At 72.6% G+C, this 15,423-nt stretch carries 13 protein-coding genes and 1 pseudogene; 6 read left to right on the forward strand and 8 right to left on the reverse strand.

Going from position 1 to position 15,423, the window contains the following annotated elements; genetic code table 11:
* Window positions 1-138 precede the first annotated feature (138 nt).
* Together GA0070619_RS13025 and GA0070619_RS13030 are read right to left on the reverse strand one after the other, a co-directional pair.
* Window positions 139-743, reverse strand: a pseudogene (locus GA0070619_RS13025) (response regulator transcription factor).
* Entirely contained in the window at window positions 740-1,891 is a 1,152-nt protein-coding gene (locus tag GA0070619_RS13030; RefSeq protein WP_088948302.1) for a histidine kinase, read from the reverse strand. Before GA0070619_RS13030 ends, GA0070619_RS13025 begins: the two are co-directional and overlap by 4 nt.
* 132 nt (window positions 1,892-2,023) lie before the next feature.
* On the opposite strand from GA0070619_RS13030, the gene GA0070619_RS13035 reads away from it, so the two are divergent.
* Both GA0070619_RS13035 and GA0070619_RS13040 read left to right on the forward strand, forming a co-directional pair.
* Complete coding sequence (locus GA0070619_RS13035; protein ID WP_231927400.1) at window positions 2,024-2,896, forward strand: hypothetical protein; 873 nt, start codon at window positions 2,024-2,026, stop codon at window positions 2,894-2,896.
* 186 nt (window positions 2,897-3,082) lie between these two features.
* A complete protein-coding gene (locus tag GA0070619_RS13040; RefSeq protein ID WP_088948303.1) occupies window positions 3,083-4,828 on the forward strand; it encodes a DEAD/DEAH box helicase in 1,746 nt (581 codons plus the stop codon).
* Between the two features lie 75 nt (window positions 4,829-4,903).
* Here the strand turns inward: GA0070619_RS13040 and GA0070619_RS13045 are convergent, their stop codons facing one another.
* The 4 genes from GA0070619_RS13045 to GA0070619_RS13060 all read right to left on the reverse strand — a co-directional run bounded on the left by GA0070619_RS13045 (window position 4,904) and on the right by GA0070619_RS13060 (window position 9,601).
* On the reverse strand, window positions 4,904-5,308 hold the full coding sequence (locus GA0070619_RS13045; protein ID WP_088948304.1) for a DoxX family protein: 405 nt from the start codon (window positions 5,306-5,308) through the stop codon (window positions 4,904-4,906).
* A gap of 136 nt (window positions 5,309-5,444) precedes the next feature.
* Window positions 5,445-7,775 (reverse strand): endopeptidase La, encoded by a 2,331-nt coding sequence (gene lon / locus GA0070619_RS13050; protein WP_088948305.1) that lies wholly within the window; start codon window positions 7,773-7,775, stop codon window positions 5,445-5,447.
* A gap of 141 nt (window positions 7,776-7,916) precedes the next feature.
* A complete protein-coding gene (locus GA0070619_RS13055; RefSeq protein ID WP_088948306.1) occupies window positions 7,917-8,786 on the reverse strand; it encodes a manganese catalase in 870 nt (289 codons plus the stop codon).
* Window positions 8,787-8,869: 83 nt separating this feature from the next.
* Window positions 8,870-9,601 carry a sensor histidine kinase gene (locus GA0070619_RS13060; protein WP_088948307.1) on the reverse strand — a complete coding sequence of 244 codons (732 nt, stop codon included), beginning with the start codon at window positions 9,599-9,601 and terminating at the stop codon, window positions 8,870-8,872.
* An 83-nt stretch (window positions 9,602-9,684) separates the two neighbouring features.
* On the opposite strand from GA0070619_RS13060, the gene GA0070619_RS13065 reads away from it, so the two are divergent.
* Complete coding sequence (locus tag GA0070619_RS13065; protein ID WP_231927401.1) at window positions 9,685-10,308, forward strand: response regulator; 624 nt, start codon at window positions 9,685-9,687, stop codon at window positions 10,306-10,308.
* Window positions 10,309-10,453: 145 nt separating this feature from the next.
* Window positions 10,454-10,801 (forward strand): histone-like nucleoid-structuring protein Lsr2, encoded by a 348-nt coding sequence (locus tag GA0070619_RS13070; RefSeq protein WP_088948309.1) that lies wholly within the window; start codon window positions 10,454-10,456, stop codon window positions 10,799-10,801.
* A 133-nt stretch (window positions 10,802-10,934) separates the two neighbouring features.
* Here the strand turns inward: GA0070619_RS13070 and GA0070619_RS13075 are convergent, their stop codons facing one another.
* Window positions 10,935-12,194, reverse strand: a complete 1,260-nt coding sequence (locus tag GA0070619_RS13075) for a hypothetical protein (protein ID WP_088948310.1) — start codon at window positions 12,192-12,194, stop codon at window positions 10,935-10,937.
* 294 nt (window positions 12,195-12,488) lie between these two features.
* Window positions 12,489-13,370 carry a PDDEXK family nuclease gene (locus tag GA0070619_RS13080; RefSeq protein WP_088948311.1) on the reverse strand — a complete coding sequence of 294 codons (882 nt, stop codon included), beginning with the start codon at window positions 13,368-13,370 and terminating at the stop codon, window positions 12,489-12,491.
* A gap of 676 nt (window positions 13,371-14,046) precedes the next feature.
* Between GA0070619_RS13080 and GA0070619_RS13085 the strand changes: the two genes are divergently transcribed.
* Both GA0070619_RS13085 and GA0070619_RS13090 read left to right on the forward strand, forming a co-directional pair.
* A complete protein-coding gene (locus GA0070619_RS13085) occupies window positions 14,047-14,829 on the forward strand; it encodes an Asp23/Gls24 family envelope stress response protein (protein WP_088948312.1) in 783 nt (260 codons plus the stop codon).
* The gene (locus GA0070619_RS13090; RefSeq protein ID WP_088948313.1) at window positions 14,826-15,410 is read left to right on the forward strand and encodes a hypothetical protein; all 585 of its coding nucleotides are present in this window, start codon (window positions 14,826-14,828) and stop codon (window positions 15,408-15,410) included. Before GA0070619_RS13085 ends, GA0070619_RS13090 begins: the two co-directional genes overlap by 4 nt.
* Window positions 15,411-15,423 lie beyond the last annotated feature (13 nt).

The following is a 15,423-nucleotide window of genomic DNA, read 5'->3' on the forward strand; positions in this document are numbered from 1 at the left end:
GTCTGATCCCCCACGGCAGTGCGCTCCGCGCAGCCACCCCCCGCGTCGATCATGAAGTTAGCGGCGTCGATGCCGGCGTGTCGCGACGCTAACTTCATGATCGACGGGGCGGGTGAGGGGGTGGGGTGGGGGGCTCGGTTATAGCCAGCCGTTGTTTCGGGCGGTGCGGACGGCTTCGGCCCGGTCGGTCGCGCCTAGTTTCTGTACGGCGGCGGAGAGGTGGTTGCGGACGGTGCCGGGGACAGGTGCACCCGGCGGGCGATTACCGCGACCGGCGCGCCGACCTCCGCCAGCCGTAGCGTCTCCAGCTCCCGCGGCGTCAGCGGGCAGGCCGGCAGGGTCAACGCGTCGGCGGCCAGCGACGGGTCGACGTACCGTCCGCCGGCGTGCACCCGGCGGATCACGTCGGCGAGCGCGCCACCGGGCGAGCCCTTGGGCACGAAACCGCGCGCCCCGGCGGTCAGTGCCTGACGCAGGTGCCCCGGGCGGCCGTGCCCGGTCAGCACGACCACCGCGCACTCAGGACGGACGCGGGCCAGCTCGGCGGCCACCGCGATGCCGTCCAGGCCGGGCATCTCCAGGTCCACCACCGCCACGTCCGGGTGGTGCGCGAGCGTCGCGGTGACCGCCGTGGGTCCGTCGGCGGCCTGGGCCACCACGTCGATGTCCGGTTCGAGGCCGAGCAGCGCGGCGACCGCGACCCGGATCAGGTCCTCGTCGTCGGCGAGCAGGACACGGATCACGACGGCACCGGCACTGTCGCCTCCAGGGTGAACACCCTGTCCTCCCGGCGGACCCGCAGCTCTCCCCCGACCGCGGCCAGCCGGTCGGCCAGGCCGCGCAGGCCGTGGCTGTGCTCGTCCGGGCCGCTGTCGTCGGCACCGTCGTTGGCGATGGTCATCCTGGCCCCGTTCTCGTCCCGGTCGATGTGGATCCGGCACCACTCGGCCCGGCTGTGCCGCAGCACGTTGGTGCCCGCCTCGCGCAGCACCGCCGCCAGTTCGGTGGCGGCCGGCTGAGGCAGGTCGACGTGTGGTGGCACCGTGCAGCGCACCCCGCAGGAGCGCAGCACGTCTGCCACCGCGGTCAGTTGCTCGCCGAGGTCGACGGCCCGGTAGCCGTGCACGCTCTCGCGGACCTCGGTGAGCGCGGACGCGGCCAGCCGTTGCACCTCGGCGGCCTCCCGCCCGGCCCGCTCCGGGTCGACCGGTGCGAGCCGCGCGGCGAGTTCGGCCTTCAGCGCGATCACGGTGAGACTGTGCCCCAGCAGGTCGTGCACGTCACGGGCGAAGCGCAGCCGCTCCTCGGCGGCGGCCAGCCGGGCCTGGGCGGCCTGACCCTGCCGAGCCTCCACCAGCAGGTCCCAGAACCAGACCTGGAACCAGTTGACCGCGGCCACGCCCACCCCGATGCCACCGGTCACGGCCAGGGACCGCCCCACGGACCCGCCGGTCCACCAGGCCACCGCCGCCGACACGAACAGGGCGCCGGCGGTGACCGCCAGCGCGCCCGGGAGGCGGACCAGCAAGGGGGCCATCCCGACCAGGGAGGCCCCGATCCACGCCCAGGTCGGCCAGGTCCCGGCCGCGACCGGGGCCACCAACGGCACGGTCAGCGCCGCCACGACGACCAGGCCGAGCTGGGCGCGACGTCGCCACCGTTGCGCGAGCCAGGGGGTCACCGCCGCGTACAGCACAGCGGTCTGGGTGGCCGCGAAGAGGAGGATCCCGACCGCGCCGAGCGCGACGCGGCCGGGGGACGGCTCCCGGGTCAGGCCGGCCGTGGGCAGCAGGACAGTCGCCCACACGCCGGTGGCCAGCGACAGCAGCGTCGCCCGCCGGGCCCGGTGCAGCCGACGGTCCGCCCGGGGGGTCACCGCCTCGCTCGCCACGCACCGATCCTAGGACCGCCCGGCGCCCGGTCCACCCGTGCGAGATGTCACGGTTGGACCGTGCGATCCGCACGGGATTCCGGTGACGGACGAGCCTGCCCACCGCGCCAGGACACCGGCAGTGTCAACGGCATGGAAAACACACGGGTGTACGCGGACAGCATGGTCGTACCGTCGCCTGCGCCGATGCCGGCAGCGCCCGGCACCGGCACGCGGCGGCTGTGGTGGCATCTCGCCGAGATGGCGCTGGCGATGGTCGTCGGGATGCTGCTGCTCGGGCCCCTGTGGGACGCGGCCGGCGCCCCGCTCGGGATCACCGGGACGCTGGACCGGCCGGACGTCGCCGCGCTGGTGATGGCCACGAACATGACGGTCGGGATGACGGTGTGGATGCGCTACCGGGCGCACCACTGGCGTGGGGTCGTCGAGATGGCCGCGGCGATGTACGTGCCGTTCCTGTTGGTGCTCGTACCGTTCTGGGCCGGCCGGCTGGATGGCGACGCCCTGATGCTCGGCGGTCACCTGCTGATGGTGCCGGCGATGGTGCTGGTGGCGGTGCGCCATCGGCACGAGACGCCGGTGTCGGTACGCCGGCACCCGGCCGTGACGGCGCTGGCCCACCGCTGGCCGACCGGGCTGGCGCTGCTGATGACGGTGGACATGTGGGTCGAGCCGAGGGTGCTCAACCCGTGGACGATGCTGGTGCTGCCCGGTGGGTACCTGCTGATCGGCGTGGTCCGACGCACCCTGCGCGGGCCGGGCGTGCTTGCCACCCAACTGGTCGGCCTGGTCGTCTGGGTCGCGCTGACGCTGGTCGCGGTCGCGGTCGGGGGTCAGACGGCCGCGTGGCTGGTGGCGCTCGGTTGGCTGGCGCACGCCGGTTGGGACCTGGCCCACCACCGCACCGGCCGGGTGGTGCCGCGCGGGTACGCCGAGTGGTGCGGCGTGTTCGACACGACACTGGCGGGCACCATGATCCTGGCGATCCTGACCGGCGCCGTCTGACGGCTCCGCCCGCCGGGCCGAACGGGCAGGATCCACGCAACAACGGTGAAACTGCTGCCTCAGGCGTCGCGGAGGCAGCAGTTTCAGCGTTGCTGCGCGGATCCTGTGGGGGTGTCCCGGGGCGCCGATCGCGCTCTTGTGGCGGTCGGCGCAGCGGCTTGGACGGCGTAATGAAAGGCTTGGCACATGAGTTCCGCACCTGCACAGCACGACGCACCGATCGACGCACCGATTGACGCCGCCCCCGCCGGCGCCGAAGAGGTGTACGCCTTCACCGAGCTCGGGCTGCGTCCCGAGCTGCTGGGCGCGCTGTCCGCCCTCGGCTACGAGGAGCCGACCCCGATCCAGCGGGAGGCGATCCCACCACTGCTGGAGGGTCGGGACCTGCTGGGCCAGGCGGCCACCGGCACCGGCAAGACGGCGGCGTTCGCGCTCCCGCTGCTGAACCTCATGACGGCGCACCGCCAGGGCGGTGACCCGGTGGCGCTGGTGTTGGTGCCGACCCGTGAGCTGGCGGTGCAGGTCTCCGAGGCGTTCCACCGCTACGGCAAGGACCTGGGTGCCCGGGTGCTGCCGATCTACGGTGGGCAGCCGATCGGGCGGCAGCTGCGGGCACTGGACAGCGGTGTCGACGTGGTGGTGGCCACCCCCGGGCGGGCCCTCGACCACATCGCCCGGGGCACGTTGCGCCTGGGCGGGCTCGCCACGGTGGTGCTCGACGAGGCCGACGAGATGCTCGACATGGGCTTCGCCGAGGACATCGAGGCGATCCTGGAGCACGCTCCGGCCGAGCGTCAGACTGTGCTCTTCTCGGCCACCATGCCGTCGCGCATCGACGGGATGGCCCGGCAGCACCTGCGCGAACCGGTCCGGATCGAGATCGGCCGGGAGCCGACGGTCGCGGGCGAGGCGCCGCGGGTGCGGCAGAGCGCGTACATCGTGACCCGGGCCCACAAGCCGGCCGCGTTGGGCCGGGTGCTGGACGTGGAGTCGCCCACCGCGGCGATCGTGTTCTGCCGCAGCCGGGAAGAGGTCGACCGGCTGACCGAGACGATGAACGGCCGGGGCTACCGCTCCGAGGCGCTGCACGGCGGCATGAGCCAGGAGCAGCGCGACCGGGTGATGGGCCGGCTGCGGGCGGGCACCGCCGACCTGCTGGTGGCCACCGACGTGGCGGCCCGTGGGCTGGACATCGAGCAGCTGTCCCACGTCGTCAACTACGACGTGCCGTCCGCCCCGGAGTCGTACGTGCACCGGATCGGCCGGGTGGGTCGGGCCGGCCGCGAGGGCGTGGCGATCACCCTCGCCGAGCCGCGTGAGCACCGGATGCTCAAGACCATCGAGCGGGTGACCGGCCAGCGGATCACCATCGACAAGATCCCCACAGTGGCCGACATGCGGACCCGCCGGTTGGAGCTGACCCAGGCGGCGCTGCGGGAGAGCCTGCTGGAGGACGACCTCGACCCGTTCCGGGTCATCGTGGAGACGCTGACCGACGAGTTCGACCTGATGGAGGTCGCCCTCGCCGCCGTGAAGCTGGCCCACGAGGTGACGTCGCCGGGCTCCGACGACGAGGAGGAGATCCCGCAGGTCCCGGTCCGCGGTCCCCGCGAGGGTCGACCGGAGACCGGCGGCCGGGGCGGCGACCGTCGGGGCGGGGGCCGGCCGCGCTCCGGCGGCGGCAACACCGTCCAGGTCTTCGTCGGCCTGGGCCGGCGCGCCGGGGTGCGCCCGCAGGACCTGGTCGGCGCGATCACCGGGGAAACCGGGATCCGTGGTCGGGACATCGGCTCGATCGAGATCGCCGACCGGTTCTCGCTGGTGGAGGTGCCGCAGGGGGTGGCCGACGAGGTGATCTCCGGGTTGCGCCAGAGCACGATCAAGGGCCGCAAGGCCACAGTGCGCCGCGACCGCGGGGGCGACGAGCGCTGAGCACGCCGCCGGCGACCGCCGGCCCGAGCACGCCGCCGGCGACCGCCGAGGTACGACGGTCGCCGGCGCTGCGAATCAGAAGGAGTACGGCCCGAACCGGCCCCACGCCACCACGGCGGCGAGCACGAGCAGCACCGCGCAGGTGATCGCGCCTTGCAGCTCCGTACGACGTTGCTCCGCCGTGTCCTGCTTCTTCCTGTCGCGCAGGTGCACGAGGACGCCGCCGATCATGACGATGACCAGCCCGGTGGCGGCGAGCGGGGTGAGCACGGTGGCGATGCCGGTGAGTGGGGGCAGCACCAGCCCGAGGGCGGCCAGCAGCTCGACGGCGCCGAGCGCCTTGACCTGGGTCGGCGGGACCGGGTCCACCCACCGCATCATCTCGCGCAGCTTGTCCTTGGGCTGGGTCAGCTTGGCGAAGCCGGCGCCGGCGAAGACGACGGCGAGCAGGATCTGGATGATCCAGAGCACCACGTTCACGGGGGTTCCTCCAGGGGGACGCCTCGCGGCGAAGAAGAGGTAGTTGAGGATTCAAGCGAGACAGTAGACCTCTCCTCGCGTACGCAGAGGACCCCCGCCGTCTTCACAGACGGCGGGGGTCCTTGTGTTCGGAGCGTCAGGCCGCGAAGAGCGCCGGACCGTCCAGCGTCTTGACGTCGGCCGGGCGCAACGCCAGGGCGAGCACGTCGGCCACGTCGGCCAGGGTGTGCACGGTCAGCGCCTCGCGCACCTCGGTCGGCAGGTCGTCCAGGTCGGGCTCGTTGCGCGCCGGGATGATCACCTCAGTGAGGCCGGCCCGGTGCGCGGCGAGCAGTTTCTGCTTCACCCCGCCGATCGGCAGCACCCGACCGGACAGTGTCACCTCGCCGGTCATCCCGAACTCGGGGCGGACCGGGCGGCCGGTGACCAGCGAGGCCAGGGCCGTCACCATGGTGATGCCGGCGCTCGGGCCGTCCTTGGGCACCGCGCCCGCCGGGAAGTGGACGTGGATCCGGCGTCCGGCGAGGACGTTCGGGTCGATGCCGAACCGGCGCCCGTTGGAGCGCAGGTACGACAGGGCGATGTGCGCCGACTCCTTCATCACGTCGCCGAGCTGGCCGGTCAGGGTCAGCCCCGGCTCGCCCTCCATGCTGGTCGCCTCGATGAAGAGCACGTCCCCACCGGCGCCGGTGACGGCGAGGCCGGTTGCCACGCCGGGCACGGCGGTGCGCTCGGCCGACTCCGGGGTGAACTTCGGTCGCCCCAGGTAACGGGTGAGGTTGTCGGTGTCGACGCGTACCGGCGACGGGTCGGTCGCCAGTGTCACCGCCACCTTGCGCAGGATCTTGGCGAGGCCACGTTCGAGCTGCCGGACACCGGCCTCCCGGGTGTACTCCCCCGCGATCAGCGCCAACGCCTCGTCGGCGATCTCCACCTCGTCGGCGGTCAGCCCGGCCCGCTCCCGCTGCCGGGGCAGCAGGTGGTCACGGGCGATGGCGACCTTCTCGTCCTCGGTGTAGCCGTCCAGAGTGACCAGTTCCATCCGGTCCAGCAGCGGGCCGGGGATGGACTCCACCACGTTCGCGGTGGCCAGGAACAGCACGTCGGACAGGTCGAGGTCGACCTCCAGGTAGTGATCCCGGAAGGTGTGGTTCTGCGCCGGGTCGAGCACCTCCAGCAGGGCGGCGGCCGGGTCACCGGCGTAGCCGGCGGCCAGCTTGTCCACCTCGTCGAGGAGCACGACCGGGTTCATCGAGCCGGCCTCGCGCAGCGCGCGGACGATCCGACCGGGCAGCGCGCCGACGTAGGTGCGCCGGTGACCGCGGATCTCCGCCTCGTCGCGGACGCCACCGAGCGACACCCGGACGAAGTTACGCCCGAGCGCGCGCGCCACGGACTCACCGAGGCTGGTCTTGCCGACCCCGGGAGGGCCGGCGAGGGCGAGCACCGCGCCGGAGCCGCGACCGCCGACCACGCCGAGGTTGCGCTCGGCGCGACGGTTGCGCACGGCCAGGTACTCCAGGATGCGGTCCTTCACATCGGCCAGGCCGGCGTGGTCGGCGTCGAGCACCGCCCGGGCGGCAGCCAGGTCGGTGTTGTCCTCGGTACGCGTGCCCCACGGCATTTCGAGCACGGTGTCCAGCCAGGTGCGGATCCAGCCCGCCTCCGGGGAGGCGTCGCTGGCCCGCTCCAGCTTGCCGACCTCGCGCATGGCCGCCTCGCGGACCTTCTCCGGCAGCTCGGCGGACTCGACCCGGGAGCGGTAGTCGGCCGAGCCGTCCGGCTCGTCCTCACCCAGCTCCTTACGGATCGCGGCGAGCTGCTGGCGCAGCAGGAACTCCCGCTGGGACTTCTCCAGCCCCTCGCGGACGTCACTGTTGATCTGCTCGGTGACCTCCTGCTCGGCCAGGTAGTCCTTCACCCAGCCGACCAGCAGCTCCAGCCGGGCGGTCACGTCCGGCGCGGTGAGCAGTTCGGTCTTCTGGTCCAGGGTCAGCCAGGGCGCGTAGCCGGCCGAGTCGGCCAGCTCGGACAGGTCGGTCATCCGCTCCACCGCGTCGATGACCTGCCAGGCACCCCGCTGCTGGAGCACGGAGGTCACCAGGGCGCGGTACTCGCGGGCGAGTTCCCGGGCGCGGCCGGCGGGAGCGGGTTCGTCGAGTTCGGAGGCCTCGACCCAGAGTGCGGCGCCGGGGCCGGGCACGCCGGAGCCGATCCGGGCCCGGGACAGGCCACGGATGACGGCGGCGGGCTCACCCTCGGGCAGCCGGCCGACCTTCTCGATGGTGGCGACCACGCCGACCGGGCCGTACTCGCCGTCGATGCGCGGCACGGCCAGCAGCTTGCGGTCGCCGGTCGCCCGGGCCGCGTCGATCGCGGCCTGGGTGGTCGGGTCGAGGGTCACCGGGATGACCATGCCGGGCAGCAGCACGGCGTCGGTCAGGGGAAGTACCGGAAGAGTTGCCATCGAACACCTGCTATCGCGTTGAGTTGAGCGTGTCTGGCTCAAGTAACAAAGCGTTCCCCTTGTTCCGCTCTGTGACCCAGACCACTCTCCGGCCCGGTCCGTCGGGCCGCCCGAAACCGGCGGGCGACCCGACCGGACACGTCAGGTGAGCTTGCTCTTGACCGTGTTCACGACCGAGCCGGCCACACCCGGACTGGTGCCGTACAACCGCGGGTCCCCCGGCGGCAGCACCGGCTCCGGGGCGTTCGCCCGCGGGGCGTCGTCGTACCGGAACTCGCCCTTGCCATCCGGCGAGGGCCCGGACGCCCAGCGCCCCTCGGAGGAGTCGGTGCCCGAGGAGAAGCCCAGGTAGGTGTAGCCGTACTCCTCGCTGAGATCGCCGGAGTCCGGGAACGCCTCCGGCACCGGCATGTCCTCCAGGCCGTCCTCCTTGAGCTGCTCGATCGCCGCCAGCCACATGTTCTGGTGCATCGTGTCGCGGGCCAACAGGAAGCGCAGCATCTGCTTGACGCCCGGGTCGTCGGTCATGTTGAACAACCGGGCGACCTGGAGGCGACCCTGCGCCTCCGCCGTGACGTTGAGCTGGAAGTCGGCCAGCAGGTTGCCGCTGGCGGTGATGTACGAGCCGTTCCAGGGCACCCCGTTGGAGTCGGCGGGCAACGCGCCACCGCCACCGTGGATGAAGTGCGCCGGGTTCGACCCCGCGAAGGTCGCCGCGCCCCCCGGATCCTCCGCGATCCCCTCGGTCAACGACAGCGGTGCGCTGTCCAGCAGCCGGGTGATCATCGTGACGATCATCTCGACGTGGCCCATCTCCTCGGTGCCGACGTCGAGCAGCAGGTCCTTGTACTTGCCGGGCAGCCGGCAGTTCCAGCCCTGGTAGAGGTACTGGTTGGCGACGGTCATCTCACCCCACTTGCCGCCCAGCACCTCCTGCAGGCGACGGGCGAACGCGGCATCCGGGCCGTCCGGCTTGGCTTCGAACTGCAGGTCCTTCACATGGCTGAACATCTGACCCCCTCATGACGGGAACTGGTAGAGGGTGGCGTTCCCGCCTCGGTGACCCGACCGGGCCAACCCGTGTCCCGCTGGGGTCAGCGCAGCGGGTGAACCGTCGGCAGCAGCAGCTCCAGCGCCACGCCGCGCGGTCGCAGTCGGTGCACCCGCAGCGCTCCCCCGTCCGGCACGAGGAGCTGCCGCACGATCCACAACCCCAGCCCGGACATCCCGACCGCCGGCGCCGGGCGGCGCACCGCGGACAGCAACGCGTCGTCGACCCGTCCCTCGTCGGTGACCAGGACGCTCAGGCCAGGCCCACGCACTGTGGCGTACAGGCCCACCTGCCCGTCCGGTGGCCCGTGCCGCAGCGCGTTCTCCACCAGGTTGACCAGCACCTGGCGGGTCCGTCCGGCCGGCACCGGGCAGGCGCCCGCCCGCCGGGTGGCCCGCGCACGCCGTCGACCGGCCGGCACCAGCGCGGCGGCCTCGCGCAGGATGCCCGCCAGCGGGACAACCGGCTCCGGCTGTGGAGCCAGCGCCAGCGCGCCGGTGCCGGCGGTCGCGTCGCGCAGCAGGCTCTGCAGGTGGACGGCCTGGTCGCGGGCCAACTCGCTGATCGCCCGCCGGTCGGCGCCGCTGAGCTCTCGCTGCTCGTCGGCCAGCGCGCGGGTCAGCGACGTCAGGGTGCTGATCGGCGTACGGAACTCGTGGCACAACACCCGCAGCAGCAACTCCGAATCCGCCACCGGTGGTCGCATCTCACCTGGAGCCGGCTCGATCCGGCGCAACCCTCGCAGCAGGCCCTGCAGACCGTGGCGTGCGCGCATCCACCCGACTCCCCTCGTTCGGTGCGTACCCGCATGATCGGTACCCGCTGGGGAACGGCGCAGACATGCCGGGAGCTTCCACCATGCGACTTGTCGTCGTGGACGATCACCCCCTCTTCGTCCGCGGCCTCGAACTGCTGCTCCCCATCACCACCGACGGCCGCGCCGAGGTGGTCGCCTCGACCGGCGACGCCGCAGCCGCCGCGGCGCTGGTCAGCCAGTGGCACCCCGATCTGGCCCTGGTCGACCTGCACATGCCCCCACCAGGAGGCATCCGGGCGGTGGGCGCGATCCGGCGGACCACCCCACGGGTACGGGTGGTCGCGATGTCCGGTTCCGCCGACCCGGCGCCGGCGCTGGAGGCGCTGCGGGCCGGCGCCGAGGGGTTCCTGCCGAAGACCAGTGAACCGGAGGAACTGCTGCCCCCGCTGCTGGCCGTCCTGGAGGGGTGGGCGGTGCTGCCGGCCGAACTGCTGCACGCCATGCTGCGGCCGACCCGCGCCGCGGCGGTCGACCTGGACGGCGAGGAACGTCGGCTGCTGCGGGCGATCGCCGTCGGCCGCAACACCATCGAGATCGCCGACGAACTGCACGTCTCGGAGCGGACGGTGAAACGAATGACCGCCGCGTTGCTGCGCAAGTTGCGGGTGTCCAACCGGGCGGAGGCAGCCGCCCTCGCCGGGCACGCTGGCCTCCTCGACGAATGAGACCGCTTCATCGCGCGCGATTCACGGTTTTGCTCGGTAACAGAATCGCGACGCGCCGAATGAATGGGACGCATATTGTTGCGGATTACCGGGGTGATAGGTCAGACTTTGGACACATCCCGCCGCACACAGGGAGTAATCGGCAATGGCGAGAAAAGTAATCACGGTCCTGACCGACGACCTCGACGGTGGGAAGGCAGACCGGACGGTCGAGTTCAGTCTCGACGGCGTGGCCTACACGATCGACGTCTCGGACGAGAATGCCGGTGTCCTGCGCAAGGCACTGGACCCGTACATCAATGCGGGTCGGCGGATCGGGCGTGGCCCGGTGGAGAGCGCCCGCACAGTCCGGCGGCCGGGGCGACCCGCCGGCGCGGGAATGGATCGGGAGCAGAACCGGGCCATCCGGGAATGGGCCGTCAAGAACGGCTACAAGATTTCCGAACGAGGCCGGATCCCGGTCGAGGTCGTCGAGGCTTACAAGAGCCGCTGACGCAGGAGTTGACGATGGGGCCACGCCGGAAACGGCGTGGCCCCATCGGATTGTCCGGGCACCGAAACGACGCGGCGGCCGGTCACCCGGGGGTTGTCGCCCCGGGTGACCGGCCGCCGCCGGTCAGCCTGGATCAGTTGACGGTGATCCGCACCGAGTCGAACGCGGGCGTCTGGTTGGCCCGCTCCATCATCGGCAGGCGGTGCGAACCGTCGCCGGCCCAGACGGAGCACTGTGCCGTACCCGACTCCGGCAGGCCCGGGATCTGGATGGTCACCTCGTCGGGCTGGGCGCCACCGCGGCCGTCCTCGGTCGCGACGAAGAACGCGGGCACCTCCTGCGGCTCCGGCGGAGCGGTCAGGCTGTCCAGCATCCGGCATGCGGTGTGGAAGTGGCCCCGGACCAGGCCCTGGGCGTTGAGCAGCGAGCTCTCCACGTAGTAACCACCCTGACCGGCGGCGAGGAAGCGGTCCCGGACCAGGTTGCGGGTGCTGACCCGCAGGGTGAAGGCCTGGTTCTGGCCGACCTGCTGGGGGAACTGGGTGATCAGCAGTGACGGGTTGTTCGCGGCGGCGCCGACCTCACCGAACTCGGTGCTCACGCAGCGGTTGCCGTTCTGGAAGCCGTTGTGCGGCTGGAGCTGGCTCTCGTCACAGTCGTTGGCCAGCACGCCGAGCCCGGCGCCGGGGGCCGTGCCACCGTTGTTCCCGCCGTTGTTGCCACCGGGAGTGGTGGTGGGGCTGGTGGTGGGGGTGCCGCCACCGTTGTTGCCGCCGGAGTTGTTGGTCGGCTGCACCTGGCACTCGGCGAGCTGCGCGAGACCCTGCGGCCGGGGACCGACCCGGTCGATGGCCGTCGTGATCCGGTCCAGCACCGCGCGCCGCTTGCCGGCCAGCGGTTGGAGGATCGCGCTGCGGATGAACGCCTCACCCTTGTTGCCCTCGGCGGCCAACCGGCGGTCCGCCTCGGCGATCTGGGCCTGCAACTGGGCGAGGTTGCGGTCCACCTCGGCCCGCGCCCGGTCCGGCACCTGCGGCAGTTTGGCCGTCACGTCCGGGCAGGCAATGGCCGTGCCGGTGCCGACCGTGCCGTCCTTACCGTCCTCACACTCGGGGACCGACTGCTGTCCGTCACCCCAGTGATTACGCACCCACCGACCGTTCTGCCAGGTGCGGCTGGTCGAACCGCCGCCCGTCGGCGCGGTCGCGCCCGGACTCGGTTCCACGCACTGCCCAGCAGCCGGGCGCGGCTTATTTGTCCGCCGGTCCTGGGCCGACGAAATCTGGGTCACGGCGACGACTCCGCCGAAGACCGCGAGCGTGCCGACAACGGCCAGCAGACGCTTGCTCCGCGCGTTGCCGGATGACCGGCCCGCCCGTGTGGACCTGCGCATCGAATTGTTCTCCTTCTCGATCCGGTAGTGGATTCCTGGCCTCGGCCTACCGACGGATGTCAGATGGCACGCCACGGCGGCGAGCACCGTGACCTACCCGGTAATGCGTCGATGGCCGACGATGCCCTTTCCACACCGTCCCCCGGGTCCCGACGACGCGGATGGGAGATCCTGTTCATTCGCGCAGGAGTACGGGTGGGCGACGGGGAAGGTTCAACCGGCGCACAGGAAATTGCCACGACCCGGCATCGAGCCGGCGCGGAGCGGAAAATCAGCAGGTGGAACGGGTGCCGATCAGTCGGCGCAGAGGTGGTCGAAGGCGAACCCGCCCACCAGTTCGTGGCGGCGCCCTCTCAGCGCGACGATCTGCGCGGTCAACTCGGCGCGCGGCACCAAGTCCGAGGTGACGTTCTCCCGCAGCCGTTCCCCGACGGCGACAGTGGCGAGGTCCTCGGCCAACCGGGCCGAGTCGATGCCGCAGGAGAAGCGGTGCTCGGTCACCGAGACCCGCTCGACGAGGCACGCGTCGGGGCGGACCTGCACCCAACTCCACCCCTGCGCCGGCCCATCCACCCAGCGCACGTGCAGCCCTCGCACGATCGGGTCGGCCACCCGCCCGGCCACGTACGCCTCGACCGCCGCCGCCCGGGTCAGCGCGCCGAGGTCATTGACCGGTCCGGTACGGCCGTCGGGCAGCCGACCGAGGATGTCCCGGAAACCCACCGGGGCCGGGTCGTCCCCGGCAGCGGTCACTCCGGCGCCTCCCGCGGCGTAGGCGCGCGCGTCGATCACGTACTCCACCAGGCGGCGGCCATGCTCGGCCGCCCGCAACCTCGGCGACCCGATCCGCAGCACCGGCAGGCCGACGGCAGCGCTCACCGCGTCCTTCAGCCGCTCGACGCGCTGCTCGGCAGAGCCGGCGGGCGCGACGGGGCCGATCTCCACGGCGACGATCGCCCGGCCGGTGTCGGCCGCGTAGACCACGAAGTCGAAGCTGGCGCGGCTGGCCGAACTCCACTGGCTGCCGGTGACACCGGGCGGGCGGCCCTGGACCAGGTCACTGAGCCGGCGCGCCGGGTAGACCCGGTGGCCGGCGCGGGTGAGCAGCGGGTCACGCCCATCCTCGGCGGGCACCGCCCGCAGCCAGCCGCGGTCGTCGCTGCCGATGCTCGTCATCTGCCTGATCCATCCGCCGGTCGGTCGAGCCGGGCCGAGTCTAGGTGGTCGATCATGACCTGCACCTCGGCGGTGCGGCCGGTCCGGCGTACCCGGCCGCCCGTTACTCGGCGGCGCCCATCACCAAGCCCTCGATGGTGTGCTTCTGCCGGATCGGCTCCAGCCGGTCGACCACCGGGCAGGTGTAGGTGTCAAGAACCAACAACCGGTGCCAGCACTCGAGACGAACGTGTGACACAGGTCACGCCGAAGTCGTGTTCCACGGGTGCGCGGCGGGTGTATTCAGCCGGGTCGCCGGTAGCGGACCGGCCGGGAGGTCAGCATGTCGCGACAACAGCTCGGCACCCCCGCCGGTAGCGGTCTGGCCGCTGGCCAGCGTCAGGATGACCCGCGTCGCGTCCGCCGGCCCCGACTGGCCGGTGACCCGACCATCCGCCGGCGCCCTCGCGCTGATCGCGCGGGCCGACACCACCGGCTTCCTTCGCGGCCCGTCGCCGTCCGCCCGACCGTCGGCACCACAGGGACCACACGCGTCATCCGGACCAGCAGCCCCACCACGCCTGCCGACGCGGGCCAGTATCCGACCAGTCGACGTCGTGCCGGGCCGGACCGCCGTGAGCCGAGCACCGTCACGGCGGCGGACGTCGCACGGATCGCGGCCGAAGCAGCCCGCCGGGTGTCCGGCGTGACCGGCGCTCACCCGACCGCCGTGCGTCTGGGCGGCGGGTCCGTGGGACTCGACCTGCACCTGGTCACCTCGTACGGGCACAGCGTGCTTGCCGTGGCCGAGGCGGTCCGGGTGGCGGTCTCCGAGCGGGTGGCCGCCGAAGCCGGCGTCGGCGTGGCCGCGGTGACCATCACTGTGGACGACCTGCTCGTCCCCGGGGTGGACAGCGCTGAGGCAGGGCGGCCCGTCCGGCGGCCGGAGGCCGACATGCCGACGATCAACCGGGCCGCCTCGGTGCTGCTGGCCGTCGCCCTGCTCGCCGGTGGCGTGCTGCTGGCCGTACAGGCGCTGCTGGTCACGCTGGGTCGCCCGGCGTCGCTGCTCGCGCGCACCGGCTGGTACGACGCGCTGACCAGCACCCGTTGGCACGACCCGGAGGTTCGCGTCGTGGCCGGCGGGGCCGTACTGCTGGGCCTGGTGATCCTGGCCGCCCAGCTGCGCCGCTGGACACCGGCCCGGCTGCGGATCGACGAGCGGGACGGCTGGCACCTGCGGCGGCGGTGCCTGGAACGCCGGTTGACCGAGGCGGCCGCGACCGTGCCGGGTGTACGCCAGGCACGGGTGCGTATCCGGCGGGACGGTGACCAGTGGCGCCCCCGGGTGCGAGCCACCGGCGACCCGGCGGCCCGTTCGGAGGTCGAGTTCGCGGTGAGTCAGGAGCTGCGGCAGCTCGCCTCGCATCGTGTCGGCCGGATCGAGATCCGCCTGCTGCCCCGCCGGCGGCCGGCATGACGGACGCCGCACACCGGCTGCTGTGGACCGTCGTCGCGCTGCTGCTGGTGGTGCTCGGAGCGACAGCCCTGGGGGCCAGCCTCGGCGCGCTGCCCGGCAGCGACCCGGGTGCGCCACTGCTCGGGGCGGGGTTGCTGGACGCGTGGCGAGTGGCCGCGCCGTGGAGCACAGTGGCCGCGGCGGTCGCTGGAGCGCTGACCGCCCTCACCGGGCAGCGCCTGTTGGGCCGTGAGCTACGTCGGCCCCGCCAGGCACTGCACGGCATGCTGAGCCACCCCGGACGCCACCCGGGACGCACCCGCCTGGCTACCGACGTGCTCGTCGACGCACTGGAGCGCGACCTGACCGGCGACCCCGGGGTGCGCCGCGCCCGGGTGGTGCTCACCGGCACACCGGGACGTCCCGACGTGTGGATCCGGGTGGATCTGGCGACCGACGCCCGGGCCGACGCCGTACGCGAGCACGTCGACGCCGCGGTCCGCCGGTTCGCGACGACCGCCGGCTGCACACCCGCGCACCTCGACGTGACCGCCCGCATCGAGCCCCGCCGGCCCGGACCGGGGTTGCCACGACGGGCATGATCGGTGCCGGGAC

Source organism: Micromonospora zamorensis (genome assembly GCF_900090275.1).
Classification (GTDB): Bacteria; Actinomycetota; Actinomycetes; order Mycobacteriales; family Micromonosporaceae; genus Micromonospora; species Micromonospora zamorensis.